We start from the raw sequence: 18,169 nt of genomic DNA on the forward strand, positions 1-18,169 counted from the left end.
GTAAACCCGCTTCGCAGACACCCAGCGCAGCAGGACATGAACTGAAACCTCATATGCAATTAGAGCGAGAGTCAGACTAAAAATTATCTCAATACTCCGGCTGGTTTGGCAACAGAATAAATCACCGGACAAGAAAGGGAGGATTGATGTCGTACCCGACTCTCAAATCGGTACCCCTTGTATGCTAAATCCGTCCTCACGTCAAACACCTGAAACGTGTTTAGCATGAAAAACCCGCTTAATGCACTGCCAGAATACGTGGAGTGATGAAGACAACCAGTTCACGTCGTTCGTTATCCTTACCGTCACGGCGAAATAACTGACCAAGCCAGGGGATGTCGCTAAGGAGAGGAATACCATCGCGAGACGTTTTATTTTTCTGCGCAAAGATCCCGCCTAACGCCAGGGTCTCGCCGCTTTTCATTTCAACCTGCGTTTCTATTTCTTGTTTATCGATAGCCAGCGCTTCACCATTTTCCTGTTTGAGCACCTGGCCCGGCGTATTTTCGCTAATCCTGAGTTTTAAACGCACGCGATCGTGATGCAGCACCGTCGGCGTCACCTCCATCCCCAGCACCGCCTCTTTAAACTCAACGGAGGTCGCCCCGCTTTCGCCGCTGGAGACCTGATAAGGTATCTCGCTGCCCTGCTTAATGCTGGCGGGCTGCATATGGGAAGCCAACAGCCGAGGGCTGGCGATAATGTCCACCTGCTGCTTCTGCTCAAGCGCGGAAAGTTCCAGCTCCAGAAGCCGCCCGCTGATACGGCCGATGTTAAACCCGGCCCTCGTGCTGGCATCCCCTACCGCCAGGTTGCTGCTCAAGGTGGTTAATTTACCGGAGCCCGGCGGGCTGCTGGCGTCGGCCAGGCTCCACTTAACGCCTAGTTCGCGCAGGCTGGTTTCGCTTATTGAGACGATGTGCGCCGCCAGCTCAACCTGGCCGACGGGCACATCCATTTCCTGGGCCCACGCTTTTAACGCCGGGAGGTGCGGGGCATCATCACGAATCAACAGGCGGTTGGTTCGCTTATCGACCATCATATGCCCGCGAGCGCTGAGCAGTTTTTCACCCGCCTTCGCTAAATCTTCTGCATCCGCATAATGCAAGGTCACGCTATGCCCCTGCAAAGGAAGATTCTGCAGGCGCTTTGCTTTTTCCGCTTCCAGCTGCAGCCGCTGCGCCTTTTGCCACGCCTGAGTGTGCACGTACAGGACCGAACCTTGCTGAGTCAGGGCCAGACCGGCGCTGTCGATAACCGAGCGCAGCGCCTGTAACCAGGGCACCTCCTTCAGATGAAGAGATACCGTACCGCTGACGTCAGGAGCCACCACGAGATTTTTTTGCTTCAGCTCCGCCAGCGTTTGCAGTACCTGAGACACCGGCGCATCATCGACGACCAGCGACACGGGAAGATCCTTTTTGGCCGCGACGACCATCAGCGGCAGGAGCAGAAACAGCAGGCTTGTCCATCGCATTATTCTTTATTCCCTTTCGCAGCCAGACCCACTGTGCGGGTTCACACCCAGGACCGGTTGATATTGTCATTTTCTCTGGCGTCAGGCGCGTCACCCGCCAGCCCGTGGGCAAAATCGCCTCCGCCCTCACGCGACGCCATTTCCCGGCGCTATCCTGCACGATACCCATAAGCGCCAGCGAATCGCCGATAGCACCGCCGTAGCGCCACTGGCTAAGCTGCGCCGTCCGGCAGCGGTCCACCGGGGGCTGAAACGGATCGCGCTCTTCAGCCAGCAGCGGGAGCGGGAACAGCAGCCAACACCACCATTTAAGGCGCATCTTCCGCCTCCAGATGCAGGGTCAACCGTAACGCCTGCTTTTCCGGCTGCAGGGAGAAAGCCGTAGCGCGCATCCCGCAGCGAGCCAGCCAGGAAAAGAGCGCGGGCACCGCTTGCCAGTCAACAGCCAGCTGCATCTCGCCTGCGGAGCCCCCTGGCCGCCAGGCGATAAGCGTCGCCCCGGCAATCGGAAGATCAATAGGCGTAAAAACCTGGGTCGCGTCTTCCTCCATGCCGGCGGTCTGTAAAGCGCTACGCAGCGGCAGCAGTTTTCGCCACTGCGCCTGTACCTGCGGCGAGCGCCCCGCCGACGTTTCTGCCTGGAGAGGCAGCAGTAGCCAGAACCCGATTACGGCGATGAGGACCAGAGCGACGGATATCATGAACAGATATTTGCGCCCCGTCAGCCAACGTTCAACGTCCCACTGCATTGTCGTCCTCTTCGGCCATGGAAAAGTGAAATAACCAGCGCCCTTCGCTGTCGCGGTGCGTTTCTCCCGCCTTTGGCGGACGCAAGCCGGCAACGCTCCCCAGCGCCTTTTCAAGCTCAGCCAGCCCCTTTAGATGCAACGTGAGTCCGCTCAGTACCAGGGTATTCTGTCGGTATTCCAGCAGCGTTAACCAGGCGTGCTCCGGCATACGCGACGCTATCGCCTGTAACGTTGGCTGCCAGGCGGCGGTTCTCTCGCGCCGCAGATAGCGCAGGCGCCGTTGTTCCTGCTGCTGCAGGCGCTGGCGCATGGCGCGTTCACGCTGCTGTAATGCGCTATAAAGCAGGTCGTCAGCGCTTATCCTCGCCGTTTCAAGCGAGTGGCTGGCCCGTTTGTTGAGCCGTGAGGCGAGGATCGCCACAAGCAGAATAAGTAGCAAACCCACAATCAGCAGTCCTGCCATCCGCAGACGTTGCCGTCGACGCGTTTCGCGCCAGGGAAGGAAGTTAACGATGTGGCTCATGGCTGACCCGCTCCCAGCGCCAGGCCGAGGGCAACGGTAAAGCTATCGCCACGGGCCGGGAGCGGGGGCTGCAGGCGATGAATGACGCTCCATGCGTCAAAATTCTGCCCGTCGAGCGAGGCAGAGTTGCAAAGGCGAAACTCTCCGGCGTTCACCCGGGAAACCAGGCCGGGAAAAGAGGGTACGTCGCTGCATGGACAGCATCCCCAGCTATCGGCGGTCGCCCAAAGCCAGCTCGCTTCGTCACGCCACGCCAGCCCCTGAACCTCGACGGGCAGCCAGGGGAAAAAGGCGCCAAGCGCGCTGGCGTCCGGCACAATTCCGACCACCTTCAGCTTAAGGCGGCTTGCCAGCTGGCCGAGGACGTTAATATCCAGGCGCTGCGCGGCGGTGACCCGCCAGCCATCGGCCGCTCTGGCGTCCACATAATCGACGCAGAGCGATGACGCGGGCATTTCCAGCTGCTGCGCCATCGCGCTGGCGATCCAGGTCGCCTGCTCGCTTTCTCGTAATGAAATCTGCGGGCGCGGAAGCTGCTTTTGCAGCGTTCGCGCCGCCGGGAAGGCAATACACGCCTGATGCTGCAAAGGCAGCTCCCGCCGCCAGGGCTGCAGCTGGCGGGCCAGCGACTCAACGTCCACCACGATGCCCTGCCGCACGGTGCCGGGCATCAGCGGAATACTCCACCAGCGACGTAGCGCCCAGCGTGAACGCTCGAGTAATAACGCGACGATAGCAATATGGTCCTGCTGAATATGCATTCCTATGCGCCAGTTTCTAAAAGCCATGCCTACGATCTCCTTATCCGCCGATATGCTTCGCTATATCAATGCTCCAGGCTTGCCTTTATACTACTGCGCGTTTGTTTATAAACTGCCCAATGAAAACTAAATGAGAAATCTCCGGTGAAGTTCGTAAAGTATCTTTTTATCCTTGCAGTCTGTTGCGTACTGCTGGGAGCAGGCTCGATTTTTGGTCTCTATAAATATATAGAGCCGCAGCTCCCCGACGTCGCAACCCTGAAGGATGTGCGCCTGCAGATCCCGATGCAGGTCTATAGCGCGGATGGCGAGCTGATTGCGCAATATGGCGAAAAACGCCGTATTCCCGTCACGCTGCAGCAAATGCCGCCTGAGCTGATAAAAGCGTTTATCGCCACCGAAGATAGCCGTTTTTATGAGCATCATGGCGTTGACCCGGTCGGAATTTTCCGCGCGGCCAGCGTCGCGATGTTCTCCGGCCACGCCTCGCAGGGCGCCAGTACGATTACTCAGCAGCTGGCGCGCAACTTCTTCCTGAGCCCTGAGAAGACGCTGATGCGTAAGGTGAAAGAAGCCTTCCTCGCGATCCGCATCGAGCAGTTGCTCAATAAAGATGAAATCCTTGAGCTGTACCTGAACAAAATCTATCTTGGCTACCGCGCCTACGGCGTCGGCGCGGCCGCGCAGGTCTATTTTGGGAAATCCGTCGACCAGCTTACGCTGAGCGAAATGGCGGTCATTGCGGGCCTGCCTAAAGCGCCGTCGACGTTTAACCCGCTCTACTCCATGGATCGCGCAACCGCCCGCCGCAACGTTGTTCTCTCACGGATGCTGAGCGAAGGCTACATCACGCAGTCGCAGTACGATCAAGCGCGTAGCCAGACGATTGACGCCAGCTACCATACGCCGGAAATCGCCTTCTCCTCCCCGTATCTTAGCGAAATGGTGCGTCAGGAAATGGTCAGCCGCTACGGCGAGCAGGCTTATGAAGACGGTTATCGCGTCTACACCACCATTACCCGTAAAAATCAGCAGGCAGCCCAGCAGGCGGTGCGGAATAACGTGCTGGATTACGACATGCGCCACGGCTATCGCGGCCCGGAAAAGGTGCTGTGGAAGGTGGGCGAAACGCCGTGGGATAACCAGAAAATCCTCGATACCCTGAAAAAAACCCCGAGTACCGGACCGCTCTCTCCGGCGGTAGTCACTTCGGCAAGCCCGCAGGAAGCCGTCGCACTCATGAGCAACGGCACCTCGGTGTCGCTGAATATGGAAGGCGTCCGCTGGGCGCGTCGGTTTATCTCTGATACCCAACAGGGCGCCACGCCGCGTAAAGTGAACGATGTGGTACAGGCCGGGCAGCAGGTGTGGGTCCGCCAGGTGGGTAGCAGCTGGTGGCTATCGCAGGTGCCTGATGTCAACTCGGCGCTGGTATCGATCAACCCGCAAAACGGGGCGATCATTGCGCTGGTCGGCGGCTTCGATTTCAACCAGAGCAAGTTCAACCGCGCGACTCAGGCGCTGCGCCAGGTCGGTTCTAACATTAAGCCGTTCCTCTACACAGCGGCAATGGATAAAGGCTTAACGCTGGCGAGCATGCTCAACGATGTGCCGATTTCCCGCTGGGATGCCGGCTCCGGCTCCGACTGGCGGCCAAAAAACTCCCCGCCGCAGTATGCGGGCCCTATCCGCCTGCGTCAGGGGCTGGGTCAATCAAAGAACGTTGTCATGGTTCGCGCGATGCGCGCCATGGGCGTGGACTACGCGGCTGAGTATCTCCAGCGCTTCGGCTTCCCGGCGCAGAACATCGTGCGGACAGAATCGCTGGCGCTGGGCTCCGCGTCTTTCACCCCGCTTCAGGTTGCTCGCGGCTATTCGGTGATGGCTAACGGCGGTTTCCTGGTCAGCCCTTATTTCATCAGCAAAATCGAGAACGATCAGGGCGGCGTCATTTTTGAAGAGCGGCCAAAAATTGCCTGCCCGCAGTGCAATATTCCGGTGATTTATGGCGATACGCCGAAGTCCGATGTGCTCGAGAACAAAGACGTTGAGGACGTAGCGACCTCTCAGGACCCGCAAAACCCTGGCGTTCCTCCGCAGCCGCAGCTGGCGCAGGCGAACCAGTCGCTGGTGGCGCAAAGTGGCGCACCGGAGTATGCGCCGCACGTGATCAACACCCCGCTGGCGTTCCTGATTAAAAGCGCCCTGAACACTAATATCTTCGGCGAACCGGGCTGGATGGGCACCGGCTGGCGAGCGGGACGCGATCTGCAGCGTCACGATATCGGCGGCAAAACCGGGACCACCAACAGTTCAAAAGATGCGTGGTTCTCGGGCTACGGCCCTGGCGTGGTGACGTCGGTATGGATTGGCTTCGATGACCACCGTCGCGACCTTGGCCGCACCACCGCCTCCGGGGCAATCAAAGATCAGATATCGGGCTATGAAGGCGGCGCCAAAAGCGCTCAGCCGGCCTGGGATGACTTTATGAAAAACGTGCTGCAAGGCGTACCGGAAGAACCGCTTACGCCGCCGCCGGGTATTATTACGGTCAACATTGACCGCAGTACCGGTCAGTTGGCCAGCGGCGGTAACAGCCGCGCTGAGTACTTTATTGAGGGCACTCAGCCTACCCAGCAGGCGGTTCATGAAGTCGGCACCACCATTACCGATGGCGGGGGGGAAACCCACGAACTGTTCTGACAAAAAAAGCGCCTGCGGGCGCTTTTTTTTGGCTGACGGAAAACCGGTTGTAGATATCGTGCCACGGCTGGCGCCTTTACCACGACCTACCGCAACGGCTCCGTGGGGCCCGCCGCGGGGCATTTTTCGTTATCCGGGAGTGACGCTACAGCCGCCCCTGAGCCTGCAGCCATTCGCGCAGCAGGAACAGCGCGCTAACGTTACGCGCTTCGTTAAAGTCTTCTTCATCAAGCAGCGTCATCAGCTGCGACAGCGGCCAGCGAACCTGGGGCAGCGGCTCGGGCTCGTCGCCGGGCAGCGATTCCGGATAAAGATCTTCCGCCACCAGAATGTTCATCTTGCTGGAGAAGTAGGAGGGGGCCATGCTCAGCTTTTTCAAAAACGTCAGTTTTTGCGCGCCAAAGCCGACCTCTTCTTTTAGCTCGCGGTTGGCGGCCTCCAGTACGCTTTCACCCGGATCGATCAGGCCTTTTGAGAAGCCCAGCTCATAGGATTCCGTACCGACAGCGTATTCGCGAATCAAGATTATATGGTCATCGACAATCGGCACAATCATCACGGCTTCACGGGTAGAAGGCCGCATCCGTTCATACACTCGGCGCACGCCGTTGCTGAACTCGAGGTCCACGCTTTCAACATTAAAAAGGCGCGAACGCGCGACTGTTTCAACGTTGAGAATAGTGGGTTTTTGTAATGATTTGCTCATTGTCATCGGTCTATGCTGTGATTACAGCGGCCATTGTGCGATACGCAGCACGGTTTCGGCAATCCTAATCGCTACTAATTTACATAGTTGCAACTTTCCCGTCCCGAGCCCGATTATCACAATGACTAAAAAGTCAATAGGTTGAATAGTATTTGAGAATATACTGATTCCTGGATTTTAACGTTTTTGATAAGGTTGTATGCTGCTGCTTTGCATAAGAGATGTTCCCGCTTTAACAGAGTGCCGATTGCGACGGCTGTTTTACCTCCATTGATGAATGGCAACCGACGATACCAGTAAGAAAAGAATAACTATGATGGGATGGGCATGGGCACCTTTCTGATATTTTTGATAGCTCTGCTAATCTGCGCATTGCTTATCGGGTGGTGGTATCGCACGCATGCAAGACGTCGTCGCCTGCCGCTGCTGCAGGCCTTTAGCGATGCCGCGACGCGCAAGCTTTCCGATGAAGAGCGCAGCGCCGTAGAAAAATACCTCGACCGTCTCAGCCGCAACCAGCAGCTGCCGGCATCAGGCGCCAGCAGCGCGCCGGTAAACCTGACCCTGAACGAACAGAGCGGCACCGTTTATAGCGTCACCCGAGCCATCACTCGTTACGGCATCACCACCGACGACCTCAACAAATGGCGCTACTTCCTTGATTCCGTGGAAATTCATCTTCCCCCCTTCTGGGAACAACACATCAATGATGAAAACAGCGTCGAATTAATCTCCACCGATAGCCTGCCGCTGGTGATTGCTCTCAACGGGCAAACTCTCAGCGACTACCCGCACGAGTCCAGAGGGTTGGCGCTTGAAAAATCCTCCGTGCCTCAGGCTTCCATCCGCGGAGAAGAGAGCGAACAAATTGAGCTGCTGAACATCCGCCCGGAAACCCCTGAAGAGTACGCGCTCAGCCGCCCTGACGGTCTGCGCGAAGCCATCCTGGTGGTCACCGCTTTCCTGCTGTTTTATTGCAGCCTGATGACTCCCAACGTTTTTTCCCCCTGGCTACTGGGCGGCGGGTTGCTTCTCCTGCTTGCGGGCATATGGGGTATTTACGCCCCCCCACGTAAAACATCGCTGCGGGAAATTCACTGCCTGCGCGGCATGCCTAAACGCTGGGGGCTGTTTGGTGAAAACGACCAGGAACATATCAATAATATTTCCCTCGGTATTATCGATCTTATCTACCCGCGCCACTGGCAGCCGTGGATCGCGCAGGACCTCGGCCAACAAACGGATATCGACATCTATCTTAGCCGCCACGTTGTCCGCCAGGGGCGCTTCCTGTCGCTACATGATGAGGTTAAAAACTTCCCGCTTCAGTACTGGCTCCGCAGCGCGATTATCGCCCTGGGCGCGCTGCTGGTCGTCGTGATGCTGTGGGCCAGCGTACCGCTGAATATGCCCTTTAAATTCACCCTTTCATGGCTCAAGGGCGCACAAACTATCGAAGCCACGACGGTTGCCCAGCTGGAGAAGTCAAAGATTCGCATCGGCGACACGCTGCGCCTGAAAGGCACTGGAATGTGCAACATCCACTCGCCGGGCGCCTGGACGGCAAAAGAGAACTCGCCGTTTATGCCGTTCGATTGTTCACAAATCGTCTGGAATGATGCCCCTCCCCTGCCGCTGCCGGAGTCAGATATCGTCAGTAAGGCCACCGCCCTGATGCAGACCGTTCAGCGCCAGCTCCATCCCGAATCCGATGACGATTCGCGCGTCAGCCCGGCGCTGCGTTCCGCCATTCAGAAGTCAGGCATGGTGCTGCTGGATGACTTTGGCGATATCGTCACCAAAACTAACGACCTGTGCTCTGCGAAAGACGATTGCGTTCGTTTGAAGAATGCGCTGGTTAACCTCGGTAATACCCGCAACTGGGAAACCCTGACCAAACGCGCAAACGCGGGTAAGCTGGATGGCGTCAACGTCCTGTTACGCCCGGTAAGCGCGGAGTCGCTGGAGAATCTGGTCACCACCTCCACCGCCCCGTTCATCAGCCGTGAAACCTCGCGCGCGGCGCAGGCGCTGAATAGCCCGGCGCCCGGCGGTTTCCTGATTGCCAGCGATGAAGGCAGCGACCTGGTGAATCAGCCATGGCCAGGCACCGGGTTATACGACTTCCCTGCACACCAGCAGTGGAGCGAACTGCAGCGCCTGGCGGGCATGTTAATGCACACGCCGTTCCAGGCAGAAGGCATCGTCACCAATCTTTATACCGATGCCAACGGGACGCAGCACATCAACCTGCATCGTATTCCCGATCGCACCGGTCTGTGGCGCTATCTCGGCACCACTCTGCTGCTGCTGACCATGCTGGGCTGCACGGCGTATCACGGCCTCCAGGCTTTTCGTCGCTATCAGCGCCATCGCCAGCGTCAGGAAGAGATTCAGAAATACTACGAAAGCTGCCTGAATCCGGATCTCCTTTCCTCGCCGGAACCGCAAGAATAATTTTCTGCGCGACCGGGTATGATACCCTGTCGCGCAATTTCCCCCTCGCTGGAGACTCACCATGCATTTTGATATCGCCTGGCAGGAGGTTGATACCGTTCTGCTGGATATGGACGGCACGCTGCTCGACCTCGCCTTCGACAACTACTTCTGGCAAAAACTGGTGCCGGAAACCTGGGGCGCCTCGCGGGGTCTCAACCTGCAGGAAGCCAGGGACGCAATGCGCCAGGAGTACCACGCGGTGCAACATACGCTAAACTGGTACTGCCTGGACTACTGGAGCGAGCGCCTGGGTTTGGATATTTGCGCGATGACCAGCGAGCAGGGGCCAAGGGCCGCGCTGCGTGAAGATACCGTGCCGTTCCTCGAGGCGCTAAAAAACAGCGGCAAACGGCGGATTTTGCTGACCAACGCCCATCCGCATAATCTGGCGGTGAAGCTAAAGCACACCGGGCTGGATGCACACCTTGATTTATTGCTTTCCACCCACACATTTGGTTATCCGAAAGAAGATCAGCGGCTGTGGCACGCCGTGGCTGAAGAAACCGGCTTCGACGCGCGTAATACGCTCTTCGTCGACGATAACGAGGCGATTCTGGACGCGGCGGCGGAGTACGGCATCCGCTATTGCCTCGGTATCACCAATCCCGACTCCGGGCTGGCGGAAAAAAGCTACGCTCGCCATCCGGGGTTGAATGACTACTGGCATCTGATCCCCTCGCTGACCCTATAACAGGAGAGGCCATGAAAGAAAAACCCGTCGAAGCCGTCAGGCTGGACAAATGGCTGTGGGCGGCCCGCATTTATAAAACCCGTGCGCTGGCGCGCGAGATGATTGAAGGCGGCAAGGTGCACTATAACGGACAACGCAGTAAGCCGGGCAAAGTGGTCGAGCTGAACGCGACCCTGCTGCTTCGCCAGGGTAATGACGAACGAACCATCGTGGTAAAGGGCATTACCGAACAGCGCAGACCCGCCAGTGAAGCCGTCGCGCTTTATGAAGAGACGGCGGAGAGCATCGAGAAACGCGAGAAAATGGCGCTGGCGCGGAAGATGAACGCGTTAACCATGCCGCATCCCGACAGGCGACCGGATAAGAAAGAGCGCCGCGACCTGATGAGATTTAAACACGGCGATAGTGAATAACTGTGGCCCGCAAGAGAGATGATTATGACTCAACACGATCAATTACACCGCTATCTGTTTGAAAACTATGCCGTACGCGGTGAGCTGGTAACCGTTTCAGAAACTTTAGAACAGATTCTGACCAACCATAGCTACCCGCAGCCGGTGAAAACCGTGCTGGCGGAACTGCTGGTTGCCACCAGCCTGCTGACCGCCACGCTGAAGTTCGCCGGCGATATTACCGTTCAGCTGCAGGGCGATGGCCCGCTGTCGCTGGCGGTGATCAACGGCAACAACCAGCAGCAGATGCGCGGTGTAGCCCGCGTCCAGGGCGAGATCCCGGAAGGGGCGGACCTGAAAACCATGGTCGGTAACGGATATCTGGTCATTACCATCTCTCCGGAAGAGGGCGAGCGCTATCAGGGCGTGGTCGGCCTCGAGGGCGATACCCTTGCGGCCTGCCTCGAAGATTACTTCCAGCGCTCCGAACAGCTGCCGACCCGACTGATCATTCGTAGCGGCGAACACGACGGTAAACCGATGGCCGGCGGCATGCTGCTGCAGGTTCTGCCGGCGCAGGACGCACAGGCGGCGGATTTCGAACATCTGAGCACCCTGACTGAGACCATCAAAGCTGAAGAGCTGTTTACCCTGCCAGCGAACGATGTGCTCTGGCGCTTGTATCACGAAGAAGAAGTCACCGTTTACGAGCCGCAGAACGTCGAGTTTAAATGCACCTGCTCTCGCGAGCGCTGCGCCGGCGCGCTGAAAACGCTGCCGGATGAGGAGATCGATAGCATCCTGGCCGATGAAGGTGAAATCGATATGCACTGCGACTACTGCGGTAATCACTACATCTTTAATGCGATGGATATTGCCGAAATTCGTAACAACGCCTCCCCGGCCGACCCGCAGCTCCACTAATCATCGCTTCGTCAGGCGCGGTTTCCCTTTTCGCGCCTGGCGTCAATGCTTTTTCTGCGCGTGGTGAATCGATTCCCCATGAAAGAGTTACGTAATTTTCTTTCAGGTAAGCGATTACATTCACATTTCAACAGTTTTTTTAATTACTTTTTAACCATTAAGAAACATCTACCCCCAACTATGCCCCAATTCCTGAGATAATCCCCTACGCCTCGTGACAGGAGTCACAACGTTTTTCGTAAGTCCGCCGTTTGTCGAGATACGTAAATCTATGAGCCTGGTCGCGGTCTATACCCCGTAATAAACCCTACAATTTAAAGCAGTACATATTGGCTAAGGAGCAGTGACATGCGCGTTAATAATGGTTTAACCCCGCAGGATCTCAAGGCTTATGGTATCAATGACGTCCAGGATATCGTTCATAACCCCAGCTACGATACTTTGTATGAAGAAGAGCTCGCCCCCAATCTGGAAGGCTATGAACGTGGCGTATTAACAAATCTTGGTGCAATCGCCGTAGATACCGGTATTTTTACCGGCCGTTCTCCAAAAGATAAGTATATCGTTCGTGACGACACCACCCGCGATACGGTGTGGTGGGCTGATAAAGGCAAAGGCAAGAACGACAACAAGCCGCTCTCTGAGGAAACGTGGCAGCACCTGAAGGGGCTGGTGACCCGCCAGCTCTCCGGCAAGCGTCTGTTTATCGTTGACGCCTTCTGCGGCGCCAATGCCGACACCCGTCTGAGCGTCCGCTTTATTACCGAAGTCGCCTGGCAGGCGCATTTCGTGAAGAACATGTTTATCCGACCAGGCGATGAAGAGCTGGCAAACTTCAAACCGGACTTCATCGTGATGAACGGCGCCAAGTGCACCAACCCGCAGTGGAAAGAACAAGGTCTGAACTCCGAGAACTTCGTCGCGTTCAACCTGACCGAGCGCATTCAGCTCATCGGCGGCACCTGGTACGGCGGCGAAATGAAAAAAGGGATGTTCTCGATCATGAACTACCTGCTGCCGCTGAAGGGCATCGCCTCCATGCACTGCTCCGCCAACGTAGGGGAAAAAGAGGATGTCGCCATCTTCTTCGGCCTTTCCGGTACCGGCAAGACCACCCTCTCTACCGATCCGAAACGCCGTCTGATTGGCGATGACGAACACGGCTGGGATGACGACGGGGTCTTCAACTTCGAAGGCGGCTGCTACGCCAAGACCATTAAGCTTTCCGAAGCCGCGGAGCCGGATATCTACCATGCGATTCGCCGCGATGCGCTGCTGGAGAACGTGGTGGTGCTGGCCGACGGCACCGTCGATTTTAACGACGGTTCGAAGACCGAAAACACCCGCGTCTCTTATCCGATCAACCATATCGAGAACATCGTTAAGCCGATCTCTAAGGCCGGTCATGCCAACAAGGTTATCTTCCTGACCGCCGACGCCTTTGGCGTCCTGCCGCCGGTTTCTCGCCTGACCGCCGACCAGACCCAGTACCATTTCCTGTCTGGCTTCACCGCCAAACTGGCAGGTACCGAGCGCGGCGTTACGGAGCCGACGCCAACCTTCTCCGCCTGCTTTGGCGCGGCGTTCCTGTCGCTGCACCCGACGCAGTATGCGGAAGTGCTGGTGAAACGCATGCAGGCGTCCGGCGCGCAGGCCTATCTGGTCAACACCGGCTGGAACGGTACCGGTAAACGTATCTCTATCAAAGATACTCGCGCCATTATCGACGCCATTCTTGATGGTTCGCTGGACAACGCCGAAACCTTCACTCTGCCGATGTTTGAGCTGCAGATCCCGACCGAGCTTCCCGGCGTGGATACCCATATCCTTGACCCGCGCAACACCTACGGATCGCCGGAGCAGTGGCAGGAGAAAGCGGAACAGCTGGCGAAGCTGTTTATCGAGAACTTCGAGAAGTACACCGATACGCCGGCGGGCGCTGCGCTGGTGGCCGCGGGGCCGAAACGCTAATCGGGTCCGCAGAAATGAAAAAGCCGGGAATCGCTTCCCGGCTTTTTTATCGCGTTGACATCACGCTGGCTTCTTCTTACTCGCCGCCTTACGCCGCTTATCCAGATCCTTAAGCAGCTTATTCACCTGCTCATCGGCAAACATCGCCTCGAGGGTGGTGGAGAGCTTGCGACGCCAGTTTGGATACTCCGTGCTGGTGCCCGGAATATTGACCGGCTCGGCCATCTCCAGCCAGTCTTCCGGCTGCAGGCCCAGCAGGGCGCTGTTGCTGTCGGCAATATAGCGCTGCATTCCACGATTGAGGGTCGACGTCATCGCCATCAGCGACGCTTTGTGCCCGGTACGCTTCGGCAGACAGCCGTAGCGGTGCAGAGCGTCCAGCAGCCCCTGCTTCGCCCGCTCGCGGTCCTGATACAGTCCGCGCAGTACCACCGCATCCGGATACAGGCCAAGCGATTTACCCAGCGTCAGGTCGCCGCTTTCCCAGTAGCCGCGCAGCGTTGGCAGGTCATGCGTCGTAGCCACAGCCATTGATTGCTCCGGATACGCCTTCGGCGCACGGAAAGTCTTCTCGTGGTCATTTTCGAAATAGAGCACTTTGTAAGAGTAAACGCCGCTTTTACGCAGTTTACCGACGATCTCTACCGGTACGGTTCCCAGATCCTCGCCGATCACCATACAGCGATGACGCTTACTCTCCAGCGCCAGAATCGACAACAGATCGTCGACCGGATACTGTACATAGGCGCCGTGATCGGCCGTTTCACCGTAAGGGATCCACCACAAACGCAGCACCGACATCACGTGATCGATGCGCAGCGCCCCGCAGTTTTGCATGTTGGCGCGCAGCAGTTCGACAAACGGCTCATAGGCGCGCGCCACGATGATATGCGGATCCATCGGCGGCAGGCCCCAGTTTTGTCCCAGCGGGCCCAGGATATCCGGCGGCGCGCCGACGGAAGCTTTCAGGCAGTACAGCTCGCGATCGCACCAGGTTTCCGCCCCGCCTTCCGCAACGCCCACCGCCAGGTCGCGATACAGGCCGATCGGCATAGCGTCGTTCTGGCTGGTATGCCAGCATTCGGCAAACTGAGTGAAAGCGAGCCACTGCAGCCACAGGTAAAAATTCACCTCATCGGCGTGTTCGGTGCAGAACGCTTTAACCTCCGGGCTATCGGTATCCTGATAAGCCTTCGGCCACGCGGGCCAGCCCCAGCGCAGCGGATCCTGCTTAACCTGCCAGGCGTGCAGCGCGTCAAACGCCGCCTGCCAGTACAGGCTTTCCCCCTCGCGCGCCACAAACTGACGGAACTCCGCCGTCGTCTCATCGTTACGTGCGGAAAAACCTTTCCAGGCCATGCGCAGTGCAGTGAGCTTAAGGGCGGTCACGGCGGTGTAGTCAACATCATCGGTCTGACGCGCGGCCTGTAGGGCCTGCTGCGTAGCCGGTGATTGCCACCATTTCTGCGCCTCTTTACTGTGTCGGAAATCCTCTACCGCATTGACATCAATATAGATAACGTTGAGCCAGCGGCGTGAAGAGGGGCTGTACGGACTGGCGCTCTCCGGATTAGCCGGATAGAGCGCGTGGATCGGGTTAAGCCCGATAAACGCACCGCCGCGGCGGGCGATTTCCGGCAGCATCGCGCGTAAATCGCCGAAGTCGCCAATCCCCCAGTTCTTCTCCGAGCGCAGCGTATACAGCTGTACGCAGGTTCCCCACAGCTTCTTGCCATCCTTCAGCGCCTGCGGTTCGTAGCAGCGCGCGGGCGCGACGATGACCCGGCAGTGCCAGCGGTCGCCGTCCTGAGTCAGCGTCAGCGTGTGGTACCCTTCCGGCAATCTTGCCGGCAGCGGCAGCGTTTCACCGCCGCGCGCCTGGCCCTGATACTGTTTCCCTTCTTCGGTGGTGAGGATCCAGTGGAACTCCCCCTGGCCCGCCACCGGCAGAGACATCTTTTTGCCGTAGGTGAACACCTGTACCGCAGGCAGCGGGTTAACCGCCGCCTTCACGGCGGTCGCTGTACGATGCATCGCATCAAGCAGCCGCTGCTTGGTCACCGCAGCAATGGACTGCGGCTTTCCATGAGCGTTGATGTAGCTTGGGCTTATTCCCGCCGCCAGGGCAGCGTTATCAAGGCGTTTAGTCTCCATAGGCCTGTCCTTAGCGTTTTGCCTGCCAGATACGTTGCTGATAATCGCGAATCGAGCGGTCGGAGCTGAACATGCCGCAGCGCGCGGTGTTCAGGATCGCTGCGCGCGTCCAGGCCTCCTGGTCGCGATACAGCGCATCAACCTGCTTCTGCGCCGCCACGTAGGCTTCAAAATCAGCCAGCACCAGGTACGGATCGCCGCCTTTCAGCAGGCTATGCAGCATCTGGTCAAAGGCATGCTTATCGCCATCGCTATATTTGCCGCTCTCCAGCTCTTTCAGCACCGCGTCCAGCAGCTTGTCTTTCTTACGCCATTTCAGCGGATCGTAGCCTTTGGCCTTCAGCGCTTTCACTTCTTCCACGGTATGACCGAAGATAAAGATGTTTTCGTCGCCCACCTGCTCAGCGATTTCCACGTTCGCCCCGTCCAGGGTTCCCACGGTCAGCGCGCCGTTCAGCGCCAGCTTCATATTGCCAGTACCGGAGGCCTCTTTGCCCGCCGTAGAGATCTGCTCGGAGACATCCGCCGCCGGGATCAGCATTTCCGCCGCCGAGACGCAGTAGTCCGGCAGGAATACCACTTTCAGCTTATCGCCAACCAGCGGATCGTTATTGATCGCTGCGGCAACCTTGTTGATCGCCCAGATAATATTCTTCGCCAGGTAGTAGCCCGGCGCCGCTTTCGCACCGAACAGGAACACGCGCGGTACGCGGTCCGTCTGCGGGTTCTCGCGGATTTCTTTGTACTGCGCGAGGATGTTCAGCAGGTTGAGGTGCTGACGTTTGTACTCGTGCAGACGTTTAATCTGGATATCGAAAATCGCCTGCGGATTAATCTCGATACCGGTACGCCGCTTCACAAACTCCGCCAGACGAACCTTGTTGGCCAGCTTAATGTCGCGATACGTCTGACGGAACTTCGCGTCATCGGCATATTTTTCGAGATTGATCAGCTGGTCGAGATCGTTGGCCCACTCTTTCTTCAGGGTTTTATCCAGCAGCGCGGCCAGAGCCGGGTTGCACTGTTTGATCCAGCGGCGCGGGGTAATACCGTTGGTGACGTTATGGAATTTATTCGGCCACAGCTGGTGATATTCCGGGAACAGATCTTTCACCACCAGGTCGGAGTGCAGCGCGGCAACGCCGTTAACCGCAAAGCCGCTCACCACGCACATGTTCGCCATGCGAACCTGTTTATCGTGCACCACCGCCAGTTTCGCCCATACCTGCTTATCGCCCGGCCAGGTTTTATCCACCAGCGTTTTAAAGCGGTCGTTAATCTGTTTGATGATCTGCATGTGGCGCGGCAGAAGCGCTTTCACCAGCTTCTCATCCCAGCACTCCAGCGCTTCCGGCATCAGGGTGTGGTTGGTATACGCGAAGGTTTTGCTGGTAATCGCCCAGGCGTCGTCCCAGCTCAGCTGATGCTCATCAATCAGCACGCGCAGCAGTTCCGGAATCGCAATCGTCGGGTGAGTATCGTTAAGCTGGATGACTTCATAATCCGCCAGCTCCGCCAGCTTGCGGCCCGCCAGATGGTGGCGACGCAGAATATCGGCAACCGAGCAGGCGCACTGGAAGTACTGCTGCATCAGACGCAGTTTTTTACCCGCCTGATGGTTATCGTTCGGGTAGAGAACTTTCGTCAGTTTTTCGGCGTCAATGCCCTGCTGTTCGGCACGCAGGAAATCGCCGTCGTTGAATTTGGTCAGGTTAAACGGATGCGCGTGCTTAGCCTGCCACAGGCGCAGCGGCTGAGCCACGTTGTTGCGGTAGCCCAGCACCGGCAGATCCCAGGCTTCGCCGGTAATCACGAATGCCGGTATCCACTCACCGCTTTTGGTCACTTTACCGCCGAGGCCAACCTGCACGTCCAGCGCTTCGTTGTGGCGGAACCACGGGTAGCTATTACGCCCCCAGTCATCCGGCGCTTCCATCTGCTGGCCGTCAGCGAAAGACTGGCGGAACAGACCGTACTGGTAGTTCAGGCCGTAGCCGGTCGCCGACTGGCCAACGGTAGCCATTGAATCAAGGAAACAAGCCGCCAGACGGCCAAGACCGCCGTTGCCCAGACCCGGGTCGATTTCCTCTTCCAGCAGGTCGGTCAAATTAATGTCGTGGGCCTGAAGCTCATCGCTGACCTGCTGATACCAGCCAAGGTTAAGCAGGTTGTTGCCGGTCAGGCGACCGATCAAAAACTCCATGGAGATATAGTTTACGTGGCGCTGCCCTTCGGCCGCTTTTGCTACCGGCTGAGCCGACAACAGCTCGGACAGCGCACCGCTAACGGCGCGCCACCACTGACGCTGGGTCATCTCGGAAGCGGACTGTAAACCAAAATGCTGCCACTGACGCGTCAGTGCAGCCTGAAACTGAGCTTTGTTAAAAGAAGTCTGTGACATAAGTAATCCGGGTCCTTTACTAAAACGTTAGCGTTAGTGTGCCGACCTCCCGGAGTCGCGTCCTCATCCCGCCAGGGATTAGCCGGGGAGGAGTAGCAGGGATGAGCGAAAAGTGTGATCGTGGCCACTATTACGTTAGCCTACCGGCAAAAATTATGCTGCAAAATTCGCCATACCGAAACAACAAACCGGCCCGCCTGGCGCTCAAAATTTTGTTA

General features: G+C 57.6%; 14 protein-coding genes. 6 read left to right on the forward strand and 8 right to left on the reverse strand.

From position 1 onward, the window contains the following. Window positions 1-238: 238 nt before the first annotated feature. From hofQ to ABLV30_RS08240, 5 genes are read right to left on the reverse strand one after another with little or no spacing between them, the layout of a single operon-like run. Window positions 239-1,480 (reverse strand): DNA uptake porin HofQ, encoded by a 1,242-nt coding sequence (gene hofQ, locus ABLV30_RS08220; RefSeq protein ID WP_265801999.1) that lies wholly within the window; start codon window positions 1,478-1,480, stop codon window positions 239-241. After that, a complete protein-coding gene (locus ABLV30_RS08225) occupies window positions 1,389-1,796 on the reverse strand; it encodes a HofP DNA utilization family protein (RefSeq protein WP_014839685.1) in 408 nt (135 codons plus the stop codon). Before ABLV30_RS08225 ends, hofQ begins: the two co-directional genes overlap by 92 nt. Next, window positions 1,786-2,226: a hypothetical protein gene (locus ABLV30_RS08230; RefSeq protein ID WP_025107843.1), complete on the reverse strand. Its 441-nt coding sequence runs from the start codon at window positions 2,224-2,226 to the stop codon at window positions 1,786-1,788. The genes ABLV30_RS08225 and ABLV30_RS08230 overlap by 11 nt, the downstream gene beginning before the upstream one ends. After that, the gene (locus ABLV30_RS08235; protein WP_047722861.1) at window positions 2,210-2,749 is read right to left on the reverse strand and encodes a PilN domain-containing protein; all 540 of its coding nucleotides are present in this window, start codon (window positions 2,747-2,749) and stop codon (window positions 2,210-2,212) included. The genes ABLV30_RS08230 and ABLV30_RS08235 overlap by 17 nt, the downstream gene beginning before the upstream one ends. After that, window positions 2,746-3,537: a hypothetical protein gene (locus ABLV30_RS08240; RefSeq protein WP_047722860.1), complete on the reverse strand. Its 792-nt coding sequence runs from the start codon at window positions 3,535-3,537 to the stop codon at window positions 2,746-2,748. Before ABLV30_RS08240 ends, ABLV30_RS08235 begins: the two co-directional genes overlap by 4 nt. Before the next feature lie 117 nt (window positions 3,538-3,654). Between ABLV30_RS08240 and mrcA the strand changes: the two genes are divergently transcribed. After that, entirely contained in the window at window positions 3,655-6,213 is a 2,559-nt protein-coding gene (gene mrcA, locus ABLV30_RS08245) for a peptidoglycan glycosyltransferase/peptidoglycan DD-transpeptidase MrcA (protein ID WP_009654857.1), read from the forward strand. A gap of 145 nt (window positions 6,214-6,358) precedes the next feature. On the opposite strand, the gene nudE is transcribed toward mrcA, so the two are convergent. After that, the gene (gene nudE, locus ABLV30_RS08250) at window positions 6,359-6,919 is read right to left on the reverse strand and encodes an ADP compounds hydrolase NudE (protein ID WP_004854946.1); all 561 of its coding nucleotides are present in this window, start codon (window positions 6,917-6,919) and stop codon (window positions 6,359-6,361) included. A 327-nt stretch (window positions 6,920-7,246) separates the two neighbouring features. Between nudE and ABLV30_RS08255 the strand changes: the two genes are divergently transcribed. From ABLV30_RS08255 to pckA, 5 genes are all read left to right on the forward strand, one after another. Next, entirely contained in the window at window positions 7,247-9,376 is a 2,130-nt protein-coding gene (locus ABLV30_RS08255; RefSeq protein ID WP_046877919.1) for an intracellular growth attenuator family protein, read from the forward strand. Between the two features lie 61 nt (window positions 9,377-9,437). Continuing rightward, entirely contained in the window at window positions 9,438-10,109 is a 672-nt protein-coding gene (yrfG, locus tag ABLV30_RS08260; RefSeq protein ID WP_265801979.1) for a GMP/IMP nucleotidase, read from the forward strand. A gap of 11 nt (window positions 10,110-10,120) precedes the next feature. Next, complete coding sequence (hslR, locus tag ABLV30_RS08265) at window positions 10,121-10,522, forward strand: ribosome-associated heat shock protein Hsp15 (protein ID WP_014227064.1); 402 nt, start codon at window positions 10,121-10,123, stop codon at window positions 10,520-10,522. A gap of 18 nt (window positions 10,523-10,540) precedes the next feature. Then, complete coding sequence (gene hslO / locus ABLV30_RS08270) at window positions 10,541-11,425, forward strand: Hsp33 family molecular chaperone HslO (RefSeq protein WP_160741635.1); 885 nt, start codon at window positions 10,541-10,543, stop codon at window positions 11,423-11,425. Between the two features lie 348 nt (window positions 11,426-11,773). Beyond that, the gene (pckA, locus tag ABLV30_RS08275) at window positions 11,774-13,396 is read left to right on the forward strand and encodes a phosphoenolpyruvate carboxykinase (ATP) (protein WP_265801981.1); all 1,623 of its coding nucleotides are present in this window, start codon (window positions 11,774-11,776) and stop codon (window positions 13,394-13,396) included. Between the two features lie 60 nt (window positions 13,397-13,456). On the opposite strand, the gene malQ is transcribed toward pckA, so the two are convergent. Both malQ and malP read right to left on the reverse strand, forming a co-directional pair. Next, window positions 13,457-15,550: a 4-alpha-glucanotransferase gene (gene malQ, locus ABLV30_RS08280; RefSeq protein ID WP_025107848.1), complete on the reverse strand. Its 2,094-nt coding sequence runs from the start codon at window positions 15,548-15,550 to the stop codon at window positions 13,457-13,459. 10 nt (window positions 15,551-15,560) lie between these two features. Further along, window positions 15,561-17,951, reverse strand: coding sequence for a maltodextrin phosphorylase (gene malP, locus ABLV30_RS08285; RefSeq protein WP_049070359.1), 2,391 nt, complete (start codon window positions 17,949-17,951; stop codon window positions 15,561-15,563). Window positions 17,952-18,169 lie beyond the last annotated feature (218 nt).

This window comes from Klebsiella sp. CN_Kp113, assembly GCF_040064585.1.
In the GTDB taxonomy this organism is placed as follows: Bacteria; Pseudomonadota; Gammaproteobacteria; order Enterobacterales; family Enterobacteriaceae; genus Klebsiella; species Klebsiella michiganensis.